Source organism: Actinoplanes utahensis, assembly GCF_016862455.1.
In the GTDB taxonomy this organism is placed as follows: Bacteria; Actinomycetota; Actinomycetes; order Mycobacteriales; family Micromonosporaceae; genus Actinoplanes; species Actinoplanes utahensis.
The window spans coordinates 1-13,797 of the sequence record NZ_BOMZ01000104.1 but is presented as its reverse complement, the minus strand read 5'-3'; the positions used below and the strand labels follow the sequence as shown (position 1 = coordinate 13,797).

At 71.1% G+C, this 13,797-nt stretch carries 15 protein-coding genes and 2 tRNA genes; 5 read left to right on the top strand and 12 right to left on the bottom strand.

The window, feature by feature from the left end; genetic code table 11:
* Both Aut01nite_RS36510 and Aut01nite_RS36505 read left to right on the top strand, forming a co-directional pair.
* Positions 1 to 188: hypothetical protein (locus Aut01nite_RS36510; RefSeq protein WP_204037877.1), on the top strand; the 188-nt coding region annotated here is incomplete at its 5' end.
* A 171-nt stretch (positions 189 to 359) separates the two neighbouring features.
* Positions 360 to 986, top strand: a complete 627-nt coding sequence (locus Aut01nite_RS36505) for a maleylpyruvate isomerase N-terminal domain-containing protein (protein ID WP_043529582.1) — start codon at positions 360 to 362, stop codon at positions 984 to 986.
* Here the strand turns inward: Aut01nite_RS36505 and Aut01nite_RS36500 are convergent.
* The 5 genes from Aut01nite_RS36500 to Aut01nite_RS36480 form a co-directional block, all read right to left on the bottom strand.
* Positions 983 to 1,495 carry a GAF domain-containing protein gene (locus tag Aut01nite_RS36500; RefSeq protein WP_043529584.1) on the bottom strand — a complete coding sequence of 171 codons (513 nt, stop codon included), beginning with the start codon at positions 1,493 to 1,495 and terminating at the stop codon, positions 983 to 985. The two genes, Aut01nite_RS36505 and Aut01nite_RS36500, sit on opposite strands and share 4 nt — an antisense overlap.
* 9 nt (positions 1,496 to 1,504) lie before the next feature.
* Positions 1,505 to 1,747, bottom strand: coding sequence for a hypothetical protein (locus Aut01nite_RS36495; RefSeq protein ID WP_236643002.1), 243 nt, complete (start codon positions 1,745 to 1,747; stop codon positions 1,505 to 1,507).
* Positions 1,748 to 1,803: 56 nt separating this feature from the next.
* Positions 1,804 to 3,423: a methyl-accepting chemotaxis protein gene (locus Aut01nite_RS36490; RefSeq protein WP_052164257.1), complete on the bottom strand. Its 1,620-nt coding sequence runs from the start codon at positions 3,421 to 3,423 to the stop codon at positions 1,804 to 1,806.
* A 99-nt stretch (positions 3,424 to 3,522) separates the two neighbouring features.
* Positions 3,523 to 5,067, bottom strand: coding sequence for an MFS transporter (locus tag Aut01nite_RS36485; RefSeq protein WP_043529588.1), 1,545 nt, complete (start codon positions 5,065 to 5,067; stop codon positions 3,523 to 3,525).
* Between the two features lie 177 nt (positions 5,068 to 5,244).
* Positions 5,245 to 5,688: a MarR family winged helix-turn-helix transcriptional regulator gene (locus Aut01nite_RS36480; protein ID WP_043529590.1), complete on the bottom strand. Its 444-nt coding sequence runs from the start codon at positions 5,686 to 5,688 to the stop codon at positions 5,245 to 5,247.
* Between the two features lie 116 nt (positions 5,689 to 5,804).
* Between Aut01nite_RS36480 and Aut01nite_RS36475 the strand changes: the two genes are divergently transcribed.
* The gene (locus Aut01nite_RS36475; protein WP_043529591.1) at positions 5,805 to 6,371 is read left to right on the top strand and encodes a hemerythrin domain-containing protein; all 567 of its coding nucleotides are present in this window, start codon (positions 5,805 to 5,807) and stop codon (positions 6,369 to 6,371) included.
* 71 nt (positions 6,372 to 6,442) lie between these two features.
* Here the strand turns inward: Aut01nite_RS36475 and Aut01nite_RS36470 are convergent, their stop codons facing one another.
* Both Aut01nite_RS36470 and Aut01nite_RS36465 read right to left on the bottom strand, forming a co-directional pair.
* On the bottom strand, positions 6,443 to 6,910 hold the full coding sequence (locus Aut01nite_RS36470) for a hypothetical protein (protein WP_152628952.1): 468 nt from the start codon (positions 6,908 to 6,910) through the stop codon (positions 6,443 to 6,445).
* A 188-nt stretch (positions 6,911 to 7,098) separates the two neighbouring features.
* Entirely contained in the window at positions 7,099 to 7,887 is a 789-nt protein-coding gene (locus tag Aut01nite_RS36465) for a TIGR02452 family protein (protein WP_043529595.1), read from the bottom strand.
* Between the two features lie 122 nt (positions 7,888 to 8,009).
* On the opposite strand from Aut01nite_RS36465, the gene Aut01nite_RS36460 reads away from it, so the two are divergent.
* Positions 8,010 to 8,309, top strand: a complete 300-nt coding sequence (locus Aut01nite_RS36460; RefSeq protein WP_043529617.1) for a hypothetical protein — start codon at positions 8,010 to 8,012, stop codon at positions 8,307 to 8,309.
* 11 nt (positions 8,310 to 8,320) lie between these two features.
* Positions 8,321 to 8,740, top strand: a complete 420-nt coding sequence (locus Aut01nite_RS36455; RefSeq protein WP_043529597.1) for an SRPBCC family protein — start codon at positions 8,321 to 8,323, stop codon at positions 8,738 to 8,740.
* Between the two features lie 12 nt (positions 8,741 to 8,752).
* Here the strand turns inward: Aut01nite_RS36455 and Aut01nite_RS36450 are convergent, their stop codons facing one another.
* From Aut01nite_RS36450 to Aut01nite_RS36430, 5 genes are all read right to left on the bottom strand, one after another.
* Positions 8,753 to 10,060 (bottom strand): ferredoxin reductase family protein, encoded by a 1,308-nt coding sequence (locus Aut01nite_RS36450; protein ID WP_043529598.1) that lies wholly within the window; start codon positions 10,058 to 10,060, stop codon positions 8,753 to 8,755.
* A 72-nt stretch (positions 10,061 to 10,132) separates the two neighbouring features.
* Positions 10,133 to 10,203: transfer RNA gene (locus Aut01nite_RS36445), tRNA-Cys, on the bottom strand.
* 25 nt (positions 10,204 to 10,228) lie between these two features.
* A tRNA-Tyr gene (locus Aut01nite_RS36440) sits at positions 10,229 to 10,311 on the bottom strand.
* Positions 10,312 to 10,655: 344 nt separating this feature from the next.
* Complete coding sequence (locus Aut01nite_RS36435) at positions 10,656 to 11,657, bottom strand: TAXI family TRAP transporter solute-binding subunit (RefSeq protein ID WP_052164258.1); 1,002 nt, start codon at positions 11,655 to 11,657, stop codon at positions 10,656 to 10,658.
* A 35-nt stretch (positions 11,658 to 11,692) separates the two neighbouring features.
* Complete coding sequence (locus Aut01nite_RS36430) at positions 11,693 to 13,708, bottom strand: TRAP transporter permease (protein WP_083999629.1); 2,016 nt, start codon at positions 13,706 to 13,708, stop codon at positions 11,693 to 11,695.
* Positions 13,709 to 13,797 lie beyond the last annotated feature (89 nt).

The following is a 13,797-nucleotide window of genomic DNA, read 5'->3' as shown; positions in this document are numbered from 1 at the left end:
CGGAGGCCGGAGGGCGCGAAGGAGCGGAAGCCGGAGAGGACGGCGGGGAGGAGGACGGAACGGGGGCACGGGACGAGGAGGGCGGGAAGGAGGCGGGGGAAGAGGAGGACGACCCGTCACCGAGCACGGTGGAGGCCGGAACGATGGCCGCGATCGGCCGGCCCCCGTCGACCACGACGGTGACCTGACCGGTCAGCCCGGTGACCCGGACCAGTTGCTGGAACCGCAAGCGAGCCTCAGCCACAGTGAGCTCGATCCGGCGGCGAATCGGCGTTGCTGGTTCTCCCATACCTCGATGATGCGCGGGGGGTATGACAAAAACGCGTGCCCGCCGATCCCCGTACCAATAAATTGCCGCCATGAAGCAGAACGAAGAGGACGTCCGCCTCGCCGTGTCCCTGGCCGTCGGCACTCTCCGCACGGCGACCGGCCAGGACTGGGACCGGCGAGCGGGCGATCTGGAATGGTCGGTCCGGGAGACCGTGGAGCACATCGCCGACGATCTTTTCGCGTACGCCATGCAATTGACGCCGGAGAATCCCCCGCAAGAGTCCTACGTCCCCTTCGGATGGCGGCGCAGCCGTCCCGGAGCTCCCGCGCTCACCCTTTACGCACAGGCGGACGCCGGCCCGGACGGCCTGCTGCAATTGCTGGACGCCGCCGGTGGGCTGCTGGCCGCGGTGGTGGCGGTCACCCCACCGGACCGGCGGTCCTGGCATCCCTACGGTGTCTCGGATGCCGCGGGTTTCGCCGCGATGGGTGTCGTGGAGACGCTGGTGCACACGCATGACGTCGCTGTGGGCCTGGGCCTGCCGTGGAACCCGCCGGAGGATCTGTGCGACCGGGTGCTGCGCCGCCTGTTCCGCGACGTCCCGCGCACCACCGCCGCCGCCTGGCCGGTCCTGCTCTGGGCGACCGGCCGCGGTGAGATGCCCGGCCATCCGCGCCGCGCGGAGTGGCGGTGGGACGGGACACCGCTCGATTAGGAAGGGCGACGGTACGACTCCAGCAGGGCCATCGCCTGTTCGGCGCCGTCGGTGACCACCGCCAGATCGAGGTCGCTGAAGATTCGCGGCCGGCCGTCGATCACGCAGTGTGCGCCGAGCGTGTGCCCGCCGGGACCGAGCAGAGGCACCCCGAGGTAGCTGCGCAGCCCGGTCATCCGCAGGAAGGGGTTCTCCGTGTGCCGGGGGTCGGACAGGCCGTCCACCACGCAGTACGGTTCGCCGGCGAGGACGGTGTGCGTGCACATCGACCATTCGGCGGGCACGCCCTGCACCTCGGCGACCCAGCTGGTGACCCCGTACGAGCCGAGGATGAACTGGGAGGTGTCCAGCACCATCGACACGAGCGAGACCGGCGCATCCATCAGGGTGGCGCTGCGTTTCGCGATGGCGTCCAGTCCGGCCCGGAGTCCGTCGTCCCACAGGTCGTAGGCGGCGATCTCCCGCATCCGGTCCGGGATGCCGAGGCGGTCGAACAGTTCGGTGTTCACGACGATCCCCTATCCGCTGTGTGAACGAAGGCTGCTGTGGGCGGCGGCGAGGTGCCCGTAGGAACTGGCCCGGATCTGCAGGGCGGTCGCGCACAGCCGGGTGGTCGGGTCGGCGGAGGCCATCAGCCGCAGCATCCTCTCGAACGCGTCGGGTTCCTGACCGGTCAGCCCGGCCGCCTGGAGCAGGTGGCTCCAGACTCGGGGCCCGTCCGGCCCGTGCACCCGGTGCACCGCGTCCCGCGCGTCGTCCATGGTGGGCGACGTGAGTCCGTAGGGAGCTTCCGACGACAACGCTGTCCCCTTACACATCAGTGGCGGAAGCCGCCGACCAGGTTGGTCAGGTCGCCGGCGAGCCGGGTCAGGTCGACCGCGGCCTGCTGGGTGGCGCGGGCGCCTTCGGCGGTGGCGGCGGCGACCTCGGCGACGCCGGAGACGGTCCGGGCCACCTCACCGCTGCTGGTGGCCGCCTCGGCGACGGACCGGCTCATCTCGCCGGTGGTGGCGGTCTGCTCCTCGACGGCCGAGGCGATCGTCGTGGTGTAGTCACCGATCCGCTGGATGACCTGGGTGATCTCGCCGATCGCGGTGGCCGCCTGGCCGCTGGACTCCTGGATGGCGCCGATCCGCCCGGTGATCTCCTCGGTGGCCTTGGCGGTCTGCTGGGCGAGCTCCTTGACCTCGCCGGCGACCACGGCGAAGCCCTTGCCGAGTTCGCCGGCGCGGGCGGCCTCGATGGTGGCGTTCAGGGCGAGCAGGTTGGTCTGCTCGGCGATACTGGTGATCAGCCGGACCACGTCGCCGATCTCGGCGCTGGCCGCGCCGAGTTCGGCGACCTGGTTGTTGGTGCGTTCGGCGACCGACATGCCCTCCTGGGCGACACGGGCCGCGTCGGAGGCGTTGGAGGCGATCTCGGCGATCGAGGCGCTCATCTCCTCGGCGCCCGCCGCGATCGACTGGACGCCGACGTTGACGTCCTCGCTGGCGGAGCTGGCCGAGCCGGCTCGCTCGGCGACGTTGGCGGCGCCGGACTGGAGTTGTGCGCTGACCGCGGAGAGTTCCTCGGAGGCGCCGGCCAGGGTGACCGCGGAACCGCCGATGGTGCTGACGGTGTCGCGCAGGCGGGTGATCGCGGCGTCCAGCGCGCGTCCCATCCGGCCGGGCTCGTCGCGGCTGGTGAGCCCGGTCTGCCGGGTCAGGTCGCCGTCGGCGAGGCTCTCGCAGACGCCGGTGACCCGGGTGAGGGACCGGACGATGCCGCGGGCCACCATCATGCCGAGGACGAGCGCGCCGGCGATGCCGAGGACGAGCAGCACGATCGACTGGATGCGGCTGGACTCGTAGGAGGAGCGGGCGTTCTCGGCGGCGCCCGCCGCGGCGCCCTGCTCGATCCGGATCATCTCGGCGATGCTCTCCCTGATGTCGGTGATCAGGGTCTGCATCTCGCCGTTGCGGACCGACGTCCAGGTCTTGAGGTCGTTGCGGTTCGAGGCCGGCAGCAGTTGCTCGGCGGCGATCTTCTGGATCGCGGCCCAGTCCGCCAGCATGGCGTCGATCATGGCCCGGTCCGGGACCGGGTCGGTGAGCTCGTACTCGGCCCAGGCCGCCTCGACCGCCTCGACGTCGTCGCGGTACGCCGTCTCGTACTTCCGCTTGGCGGCGGGGTCGGTGTTGAGGGCGTTGTTGGCCAGGTCGAGCCGGGACTGGGTCATCCCGTTCTGCACCGAGCCCAGGGCGGTCACGCCCAGCAGGTTGATCCGGTAGATCGACTGGGCCGAGTCGCTGGCCGAGGCGAGCGCCCGGAGGCCGAGCACGCCGATCAGCAGGGCGATCACGGCGGCCACCGTGATCGCGATCATGATCTTGAGATTGACGCTGAGGTCGGCCCACCCTCGCCGCCCGGTCGTCCCACCGGCAACTTCGCTCATCATCCGTCCCCCTGATCCGGGCGGGCCGCGGCCACCCGTACTACTCACGTCGGCAACCGCCCGCAACCTCTGAGCAACCGCCCGGACCAGGAACCGGAGGATCTACCGGCGGCGTACCCCGACCGCCGCGAGGACCGCGCCGAGCACGCACAGCACCCCGGCGACCAGGGCGGCCGTGTGCACACCGTCGAGGAACGCGGTCGCGGAGCCCTCGACGATCGCCGCCCGTACCTGCTCGGGCATGTCGGCCGTGACCGGGGCGACCCCCATGGCCACCGCGTCCCGGGCCTCGGCGAGGCCCTGCGCCATCGGCGCCGGCACCCCCGCCGTGGCGAGCGAGTCCACCAGGGTGGCGCCGACCCGGCTGCTGATCAGCGAGATCAGCACGGACGTGCCGAGCGCGCCGCCGATCTGCAGCATGGTGGCCTGCAGGCCGCCGGCCACCCCGGCGTCCTTGACCGGGGCGTTGCCGACGATCGCCTCCGACGACGCGGCCATCACCATGCCGATGCCCAGGCCGAGGCCGATGAAGCTGGGCCACATCGCCCAGTAGCCGGAATCCGCGTCCAGCGACATCAGGCCGAACGAGGCGGCGCCCTGGAGCACCATGCCGATCGGCATGGTCAGGCGCGGGCCGTACCGGTCGGTGAGCGCGGCGCCGATCGGTGAGGCGACGACCGACGCGATGCTCAGCGGCAGGGTGATCACACCGGCCCAGACCGGGCTGTAACCGCGGACGTTCTGCAGGTACAGCATGAGGTAGAAGATCGACCCGAGCAGCGTGAAGAAGTTGATCGCGGTGATCACCGCGCCGATGGTCAGCGCCGGGCTGCGGAACAGCCGCATCGGCAGCAGCGGGTGCTCCTGCCGGGTCTCGTACCATCCGAACAGGACGAGGATCAGCAGGCCGGCGACGATGGTGCCGATCGTGGAGGCCGAAGCCCAGCCCCAGGTCTCGCCCTTGACCACGCCGAACACCAGAACCAGCAGGCCGAGGGCGAGCAGCACCACACCGGGCACGTCGAACCGGTGGTGACCGGTCGAGTTCTTGCTCTCCGGCAGCACCCACGCGCTGAAGGCGAGGGCGATCAGGCCGATCGGCGCGTTGATGTAGAAGACCGACTCCCAGTTCACGTGCTCGACGAGCAGGCCGCCGACGATCGGGCCGAGCGCGGTGGAGACCGACGAGACCATCGCCCAGATGCCGACCGCCATGCCGAACCTCTTCGGCGGGAAGACCGCGCGCAGCATGCCGAGCGTGTTCGGCATGAGCAGCGCGCCGAAGAAGCCCTGCGCGGCACGGAAGGCGACGACGCCCTCGACGCTTCCGGCGAGTCCGATCGCGACACTGGCGACGGTGAAGCCGGCGACGCCGATCAGGTAGTAACGGCGGCGCCCGAAACGGTCACCGAGCTTGCCGCCGAGGATCAGCGCGCCGGCCAGGGCGAGCAGGTAGGAGTTGGTGACCCACTGCAGCTCTGCGGTGCTGGCGCCGAGGTCCCGGCCGATCTCCGGGTTGGCGATCGACACGACGCTGCCGTCCAGGCCGACCATGAACAGGCCGAACGCGACGGCGATCAGCGACAGCCAGGGGTTGCCGCGCCGGCCGGTGGGGGCGGGTGTCTCGGTGGATGTTGCCGAGGACATGAGATCTCCGTATCTGGGCGTGCGTCATCGGCTCCGGGTCTGCCCGGAGCGACATTCGAGGTGGTACGGGCGGGGCGGCCCCCGCCGGGCCATGGCCGTCGCGTCAGTTCGAGGCGGCGGCGTCAGCGCCGGCGCGGATCGTTCGGCGCCGGCGGGTCATGCGTGTGGTCGCGGTGATCAGCGGCCGCCGTCCCGGACGTGCTGCGCGATCAGGGCGAGCGCCGGGAGAGCCGCCTCGACGGCGGCGCGCTGTCCCGGTTCGAGGCTCGCGAGGGCGGCGTCGAGGTATCCGCTGAAGTTGCCCTGCACCTCGTCGATGCGGCGCAGCGACTCCTCGGTGTGGTGCAGGCGGACCACGCGGCGGTCCCTCTGATCGGGTTCGCGGCGCAGCAGCCCGCCGTTGACCATGGCGGTGACCAGGGCACTGGCGTTGTTCGCCTTGAGCTGCAACTCGTCGGCCAGCTCCCGGACGGTGATGCCCGGCCGCTCCCGCACGTGCCACAGCGCCACGATCTGCGCCTCGGGCGGTCGCGGATGGCTGAAGTCGGCCTGCAGCCGGCGGTCCAGGTTGCGGTGCAGCTGGTGTGCCAGGTGCATCAGGGCCACGGCCGTCTCGGTCATGCACCCATTATTAGGTATGACAGCATACCTATTTCAAGCTCGTGCGTTCCTGATCACTTCGCCTTACGTCCCGCCCGGGACGTTAGTCCGCGGCGCTCGCGGGTAGGCAGAAACGCATGACCACAGTTCAGGAAGAACAAGACGTCATCGAACTGCTGCTCAGCCAGCATCAGCAGATCAAGGCCCTCTTCACCCGGGTGAACCAGTCCGTCGGGGAGCCGAAGCGCGACGCTTTCCATGAGCTGACCCGGTTGCTCGCCGTGCACGAGAGCGCCGAGGAGCAGGTCGTGCACCCGGCCGCCCGCGACGACGCCGGCGACGACGTGGTGGAGGCCCGCCTCGAGGAGGAGAACGAGGCCAAACGCGCCCTCGCCGCCCTCTACGACCTGGGCGTCGACTCCCCCGAGTTCGACGCGCGGTTCGCCGAGTTCGAGGCCGCGGTGCTCAGCCACGCCCTGCACGAGGAGCAGGAGGAGTTCCCGCTGCTGCGCACCAGGACCGACCCGAAGACCCTGGTCCGGATGGCCGGCGCCCTCCGCGCCGCCGAGGCGGTGTCACCGACCCGCCCGCACCCGAACGCCGGCGAGAACCCGGTTGCGAACCTGATCGCCGGCCCGCCCCTCGCCATCTTCGACAAGACCCGCGACGCCGTCCGCGACTGGCGCCAGTCCCAGAAGAGCTGACCCCGGCCGCGTGTGGGCCTCGGCCGCCGTCCGCGCCCCTGGTTCACACACCGCTCTGACGGCACAGCGCTCTAACGGCACGCGGCGCGGGACCCGGTCCCGCGCCGCGTCTCCGCGCTCGCCGCCCGGCCGTGACGCACCGGCGGGGTGATCCGGAGACGGCGCAGCACCGGCGCGAACGGATCGCCGAACGTGCGGGCCGCCGTGGTGAGCAGCAGCGCCGCCGCGACCATGCCGACCGACGGCATCCCGACGAGCAGGGCCCCGGCCACGGCGGACAGCCCGCCCCACACCATCACCCGCAGCCCGATGTCGGCGACCGGGATGCCACTGGGCCGGGCCCGCGTCCAGACCGGCAGGAACGACGAGGCGAGCGCGAGCGCCACCGCCCCGAGCACCGCCGCCGCCGTGAGGAACATCCGCGGCCAGTCGAAGTGCAGCCCGATTGCGTAGGCCCCGGACACCACGACACCGAACCAGATCTTCGCGATCGCCCAGCGACCGAGACGGAACAGCACATCATCGGCATCCGTGGTCATGAGCACTCTCCAGCCAGGCGAACAGGCGGTAACCGTCACCCTACCGTTAGCCACAAGAACCGTTCCGCCCGACCGTAACGGCCGCCCCGGGCTCAACCCCCAGCGATCTTGGACGATTCACCCTCGTTTCCGGTGGGAAATCGATCAAGATCGCGGAGGCTGACGCCGAAGCGGCCCGGCCGGGCCCCTCAGGCGAAGGCGGCGCGGAACTCGTCGCGGACGGTCTCCCGGCGGTCGAGGATCGCGAAGACGATCCGGTCGAACCACCGCCGCTCCCGCAGCGCGGCCGCGAAGACCCGGGCCACCGCACCGGGATCGTTGCCGAAGACGCCGCAGCCCCAGGCACCCAGCACCAGTTCCCGGTGGCCGTGCGCGGCGGCCACGTCCAGGATCCGCGCCGCCCTCCGGGCGAGCGCGCCCGGCACCTGCGGAAGCAGCGCGGGCTGGTCGCGGGCGATCATCGCACGGTTGGGCGCGGCCGCGGTCAGGAACGAGACGGGGTACGCGTACGGCAGGAGCCGCCCCCGGTCGTCGCGGAACACCGGCACCCGCGGCGAATAGACGACCCGGTCGCTGTAGAGGATGCCGCGGTCGGCCCGGTGGAAGGCGTAGAAGTCCCCGGCCGCCAGCAGCGACGGGTAGATCGCCGAACTCCGCGCGATGCTCTCCTCCTGCGCCTGCGCGCCGTTCAGAAAGCCGCCGCCGGGGTTGCGGGCCGACGCGAAGTTGAGGCAGGCCACACCGTCCCCGAGCCGTCGCGCCGCGGCGAGACTGGACTCGCCGGTCACCTCGATCTCCGGCGTGACCGGCGGGCCGGGGTCCGGGGTCAGCACCTCGTCCGGCAGGTGCAGGCGGGTGCCCGCCACCGCCGCTGCCACCGCGGCGGCGATGTCGACGACACCGTCCGGGCCGTCGAACCGTCCACGCTCCACGATCGCGACCGTCTCCTGCGCGATCGCCCGCAACCTGCCACTCATGCCGCAGATCATGACCGGTACGGCGGCCCGGGCTCCACCGATTTGCCGCGGCCCGATGACCGCGACGTCCGAGGTGGACGCCGGAACCTCGATCGGTGCCGGGCGGGCCGATACTGATCGGCATGACGGAGAAGGATCTACTGCTGGTCGCGGTGGTCGAGATGGCCGACGGCGAGGCGGAGGCGGGACAACGGTACGAGGACGCGGTTCTGGCGTTGCTGGAGCGCCACGGCGGGACGCTGGAACGGCGGATGCGCGACACCGGGCCGGCCGGGTCGGAGGTGCACGTGATCCGGTTCCGGGACCGGGCCGGGCTGGCGGCGTACCTGCAGGATCCGGATCGTGTCGCGCTGCGTGCCGCCGTCGGCGAGGCCGTGCCCACCGCCCGCGTCCTGGAGGTTCGCGATCTGCCGGCTCGGTAGCATCCCCGCCCATGATCGAGTTTCCGGTGGTCCGGGCCCAGTCGCGGGTCGCTCCCGCGTTCTTCCACGCCCGCTGGTGTGACGTGGCGACGCATCCGGAGTGGGCGCCCGGCATGGAGTACATCCGGCTGGACGGGCCGGTGCGGGCCGGCGCCACCGGGGTGATGAAGACCCGGGACGGCGTGGAGACCCCGATACGGGTCAGTGACCTGGTACCGGGGGCGGCGTTCCAGGACACCGTGGTCCTCGACGGCGGCGAGCTGACGGTCCGTCACGAGTCGCATCCCGACGGCACGGGCAGCCGCCTCGAACTGCACGCGCGGATCGACGGTCCGCGAGCCGCCGAGCTGTACGCCTCGATGGCCGGCCTGGACGAGGTCCTCGCCGCCGACCTGGCCGGCCTGATCGAGCTGGTGGAGAGCGAACACTAGGCGCTGTGTGTCTCAGGAGCCGCCGGCGAGGCGGAACAGTTCGGCGTGCACCTGACGGGACGGAACCTTCAGGGTGCGCAGGGTGGCGAGGACGGCCCGGGTCAGGGCGGCCGGCCCGCACACGTACACGTCGCGGTCCTCGATGTCGGGGATCAGGCGGCGCAGGTTGTCCGGGTGGAACGGCTGGTTGGCGCCGCCGGTCCGGCCGGTGATCAGGTGCAGGCGGGCGCCGCGTCCGCGGGCCAGGTTGCGCATCTCGCCGAGCAGGACCGCGTCGGCACCGCTGCGCACCCGGTAGATGATGATCACGTCGTCGCCCAGGTCCGGGTCTTCGAGGAGGGCCCGGACCGGGGTGACCCCGATCCCGCCGGCGATCATCAGGGTGGCCGGGCGGGTGCGGCGGGCCAGGGTGAACGCTCCGTACGGGCCCTCGGCGAACACGCGCGCCCCGACCGGCAGATCCCGCAGCCCGGCGCTGGTCGGCCCGATCGCCTTGGCGGTGAGCCGCAGCGACCGCCCGTTCGGCGCGGCGGACAGGGAGAACGGGTTGACCTGCCACCACCGGTTGTGGCCCGGGAACCGCCACAGGAAGAACTGCCCGGCCCGTGCCCGCAGCCGGTCCAGATCGCGGCCGGTGACGTGCACCGACACCACGTCGCCGGATTCGGGGACGACGGCGGCGACGCGCAGCCGATGCCGCCGGTTGCGGATCAGCGGCAGGATCAGGCGGCCGGTGAGCAGCGCGCCGATCGCGAACGCCCACAACCCCCACCAGTACGCCATGGTGACCAGGTTGACGGTGAAGGCGGTGCCCTCGTAGACCTGGTGCACGATGCCGAGCGTCAGCACGATGTAGAGCAGCAGGTGGACGGCGTGCCAGGTCTCGTAGGAGAGCCGCCGCCGGGCCGCCCGCACGGAGAGCGCGACGACCACGACGACGAGGGTCACGGCGATCATGCCGAGCAGCACGGGGATCTGGGCGGCCAGTGTCAGGAGGGTGGCCGGCGCCGGGACCCGGTCGTGGCGGGCGAATCCGGCGATCACGAAGGCCGGGTGCAGCAGCGCCAGCCAGAAGACGGTGAGCCCGGTCCAGCGGTGCCAGCCGGTGAGGCGGTCCATGCCGAACGCCCGGTCCAGCAGCGGCACCCGGGCGACCAGCAGCACCTGCACCACCAGCGCGAACGCCAGGTAGAGCCCGAGCAGGCGGCCGGCCTGACCGAGCGGGCCGGAGGCGGGCGGACCCGCCGTGACGAACAGCAGATGGATGATCGTGAGATTGACGAGCAGGAACACCCACACCACGGCGCGTACGAGGGTCATCCGGTCTCCCCTGCTGGACCTCCATCTTGCGGGGTGTACCACCGGAAACGCCATCGGGTTCACGACAAGAAGAGACCGCAGCCGGATTCGAACCGGCGTGGACCGCTTTGCAGGCGGCTCCCTGACCACTCGGGCATGCGATCGGAATCAATTCATAAAACAATTCCGTGCGGGCGGCAGGATTTGAACCTGCTCAGCACTGGGCAACCGGTTTACAGCCGGCCCCGACTCTCCAACTTCGGCGCGCCCGCGGGAGTTTTAGCAGGTGAAATGAGAAACGCCGCCTATCCCAGACGGGACGGGCGGCGCGGAGAAGATCGCTTCAGCGAGCTCAGCCACACCACCTGTCCGGACGACAATAGGTACGATACATGGCTGCTCTCCTCAGGACTCGCTGTAATCACTCGCTCGAAGCTGGGCCCAACATTAGTAGCCGATCCGAAGAATGGCAACCATTAATTTCGACGGAGGAAAAGTGTTCGCGGACCGGCCGCGCGACGGATCATGCCGGGACGTTCGTCGCGTGGAGACCCGCTCGCGGAATCAGTGGTGATCGGCCGGCCCGGTGGCGGTCCGCGCCGGCCGATCATCGCCGTTACTTCGGGGCGCCCAGGTCGTCGAGGGCCTTGGCCGCGCCCCGGTGGATCGTCACCGGGCTGGTCTTGCGGGCCGTCTCCAGGCTGATCTCCCCGGCCGCCTTGTTGGCCTGCTCCAACTGCGTCTTCTTCTCGAAGAGCACCTTGGTGAGCACGCACGCCACGTCGGCGTCCAGGTCCTCGCGGACCAGCAGGACGTTCGGGACCACGATGGTCTTCACGTCGGCCGGGGTCTGGTAGGTGGCCGCCGGGATGGCACCCTCCTGATAGACCTCGTTGATCTTCTGCATCTCCGGCAGCAGCGGGGTGATGTCCAGGAACTCCACCTGATCCTTACTCGTGGTGAGCAGGTCGGTGATGCCGGGCGTGGGCAGGCCGCCGGACCAGAACAGCGCGTCGATGCTGCCGTCCTTGATCCCGTCGACGGTCTTGGTCAGGTCCAGTTTCTGCGCTTGGACATCGGATTCCGGTTTCAGCCCGGCCGCGGTGAGCAGCCGGTTCGCGATCACCTCGGTGCCGGACTTCGGGGAGCCGGTGGAGACCCGCTTCCCCTTCATCCCGGCGACGTCCTTGATCCCGGCCGCCTTCCGGACGATCACCTGCGTGTAGTTGCTGTGGATCCGCGACAGCGCCGCCACCGGTTGCTTCGCCGTGAAGCTGCCGGCGCCGTTCACCGCGTCGGCCGCCGTGTCGGCCAGCGAGAACGCCACCCCGTAGGTGCCGGCCACCAGCGCCTGGATGTTCTGCACCGAGGCGCCGGTCTCCGACGCGGTGGCCTGGACGTTCTTGTTCGAGGCGTTGACCTGCTCGGCGTACGCGTTGCCGAGCGCGAAGTACACGCCGGTGTTGTTGCCCGTCGCGATGCCGACCCGGGTGGCCTGGCCCACCTCGCAGGTGACCTCGCCTCCGGTGTCGGTGCTCGCCGTGTCCTGCCGGCCGCCGCACGCCGCGGTGGCGGCCGCGAGCGCGCTGACCAGCGCCCAACTCAGTATTCGTCTCATGCTTCCTCCGGACATGGGTGCTGCAAGGGCGAATCTCAAAGGGGGGTCTGTGGGGAACTTCTTTCCGGGGTACGCCCGACGAAGGCGACCGCCACGGCCAGGAGCAGCACCGTCACCCCGGCGGCGACCGCCACCGGGTCCAGGTAGAGCAGCAGCAGCCCGGCCACGCCCGCCAGCACCCGGCTCACCGGGCCGGCCGCGCCGACGCCCAGCACCCACGCGCCGGTCGCGACGGCCAGCGCGAACACCGCGATCATCGCCACCGCCGTCGTCCACAGCACGCCCGGCAGCGGGCCGCGGGCCAGCAGGTACTCCCCGTTGCCGGTCAGCACGAACGCGATCGGCACCAGGAACGCCGGCAGCGCGTACTTCAGCGCCTGCCACATCGTCGGGACGGCCCGGCCGCCGGTGATCGCGCTGGCGCCCACCGCGGCGAGCGCGGTCGGCGGGGTGACCTCGGAGAGCACCGAGTAGTAGAAGACGAACATGGCCGCCGCCGGCGCCGGCACCCCGAGGGTCAGCAGCGCCGGCCCGATGATCACCCAGCCGATGATGAAACTGGCCGTCACCGGCACCGCCAGGCCGAGCAGCGCCAGCGCGAACGCGGCCAGCACCACGGTCAGCGCGAGCACCGCCTGCGGTTCGTCGGTGATCGCCCGGGCGCCGTTGACCAGCAATGACGCCAACTGGGCGCCGAGGCCGGTCTTCGTGGTGGTGGCGGTGACGATGCCGGCGGCGGCGCAGACCGCGACCACCGGCAGGACCCCGCGCACGCCCGCGGCCAGCGCCGCGAAGATCCGCGGCGGGGTCAGCCAGGCCCCGCGGTCCAGGAAGGACAACGCGGCCGCCAGGATCGTCGCGTACACCACCGAGCGGGTGGCGCTCTCCCCCAGCGCGAGCAGCACGACGATGACGATCAGGGACGAGAAGTGGTACCCGAACCGGCCGAGCAGGCGCCACGCGCCGGCCGCCGGGGCGTCGATGCCGCGCACCCCGAACCGCCGCACGTCGATCTCCACCGCCAGGAGGATGCCGAAGTAGTAGAGGACGGTCGGGATCATCGCCCAGCCGAGGACGGTCAGGTAGGAGACGTTCAGGTATTCGGCGACGATGAACGCGGCCGCACCCAGCGTCGGCGGGGACAGGATCGCGCCGACGCCGGCCGCCGCGAGCATCCCGCCCGCCTGCTCCGCCGGATAGCCGGCCCGCCGCAGCATCGGCCAGGTCACCGCGCCGACACTGACGGCGGTGGCGGTGCCCGACCCGGAGACCGTGCCCAGCAGGAACCCGGCCGCGACCGCGGTCCGTCCCGCCGCGCTCCTCGACCGGCGGAACGCGGCCACCGACAGATCGACGAAGAAACGGCTCGCGCCGGACAGGTCGAGGACCGCGCCGTAGATGGTGAACAGCACGATGTACGTGGCCGCCACGTCGAGCGGGGTGCCGTAGAAGCCGCTGCCCGAGTTGTAGAGGGCGTCGACGATCTGAGCGAAGTCGAACCCGGCGTGCGCGATCGGCCAGGTCTGGGGAAGCAGGCCGCCGTAGTACCCGTACCCCAGGAAGAGAAGGCAGACGACGGGCAGCGCCCACCCGGTGGTGCGCCGGCAGGCCTCGACCACCAGGATCAGCAGCACGGCGCCGAAGGCGACGTCGACCGGCGCGAGCAGGCCCTGCCGGTCCAGGAAGGCGTCGTAGCCGCTGACCAGCGGATAGAGGCACACCGCGAGGGCGACGGCGGCGAGCAGCCAGTCGGTCACGGTGGGCGTCTCCCGCCCTCTGCCGACCCCCGACTTGTACGCCAGGAAGACCAGCGGCAGCGTCCCCGCCAGGAAGATGATCAGGTAGTACTGGCTGCCCTGCGACAGCGGCCGGAACACCTGCCACAGCACCAGCAGTGCCACCCCGAACGCGACGATCGAGACGAGAGCCCCGGCCCGGCCGCTCAGCTCACGCGCCGGACGCTCCTCATCGTCGTAGTGCACGGCCGGCGCGCTGGACTCCGCCTCGGCCAGGCGTTGCGCGGCACGGGCCGAAGATCGATCGTCGCCCATGAAACGGACAGTACTATGCAGCATCCTCCCTGTAACGATCAAACCCCCGGCTGGTTCTGACTGCCGTCTCAGCGTCGCTGAGACAGCCG

Coding starts and splice junctions, on each gene's coding strand:
- Aut01nite_RS36505 (WP_043529582.1), top strand. CDS start 360: ATGAAGCAGAACGAAGAGGACGTCCGCCTCGCCGTGTCCCTGGCCGTC.
- Aut01nite_RS36495 (WP_236643002.1), bottom strand. CDS start 1,747: ATGGACGACGCGCGGGACGCGGTGCACCGGGTGCACGGGCCGGACGGG.
- Aut01nite_RS36490 (WP_052164257.1), bottom strand. CDS start 3,423: ATGATGAGCGAAGTTGCCGGTGGGACGACCGGGCGGCGAGGGTGGGCC.
- Aut01nite_RS36485 (WP_043529588.1), bottom strand. CDS start 5,067: ATGTCCTCGGCAACATCCACCGAGACACCCGCCCCCACCGGCCGGCGC.
- Aut01nite_RS36480 (WP_043529590.1), bottom strand. CDS start 5,688: ATGACCGAGACGGCCGTGGCCCTGATGCACCTGGCACACCAGCTGCAC.
- Aut01nite_RS36475 (WP_043529591.1), top strand. CDS start 5,805: ATGACCACAGTTCAGGAAGAACAAGACGTCATCGAACTGCTGCTCAGC.
- Aut01nite_RS36470 (WP_152628952.1), bottom strand. CDS start 6,910: ATGACCACGGATGCCGATGATGTGCTGTTCCGTCTCGGTCGCTGGGCG.
- Aut01nite_RS36465 (WP_043529595.1), bottom strand. CDS start 7,887: ATGAGTGGCAGGTTGCGGGCGATCGCGCAGGAGACGGTCGCGATCGTG.
- Aut01nite_RS36460 (WP_043529617.1), top strand. CDS start 8,010: ATGACGGAGAAGGATCTACTGCTGGTCGCGGTGGTCGAGATGGCCGAC.
- Aut01nite_RS36455 (WP_043529597.1), top strand. CDS start 8,321: ATGATCGAGTTTCCGGTGGTCCGGGCCCAGTCGCGGGTCGCTCCCGCG.
- Aut01nite_RS36450 (WP_043529598.1), bottom strand. CDS start 10,060: ATGACCCTCGTACGCGCCGTGGTGTGGGTGTTCCTGCTCGTCAATCTC.
- Aut01nite_RS36435 (WP_052164258.1), bottom strand. CDS start 11,657: ATGAGACGAATACTGAGTTGGGCGCTGGTCAGCGCGCTCGCGGCCGCC.
- Aut01nite_RS36430 (WP_083999629.1), bottom strand. CDS start 13,708: ATGGGCGACGATCGATCTTCGGCCCGTGCCGCGCAACGCCTGGCCGAG.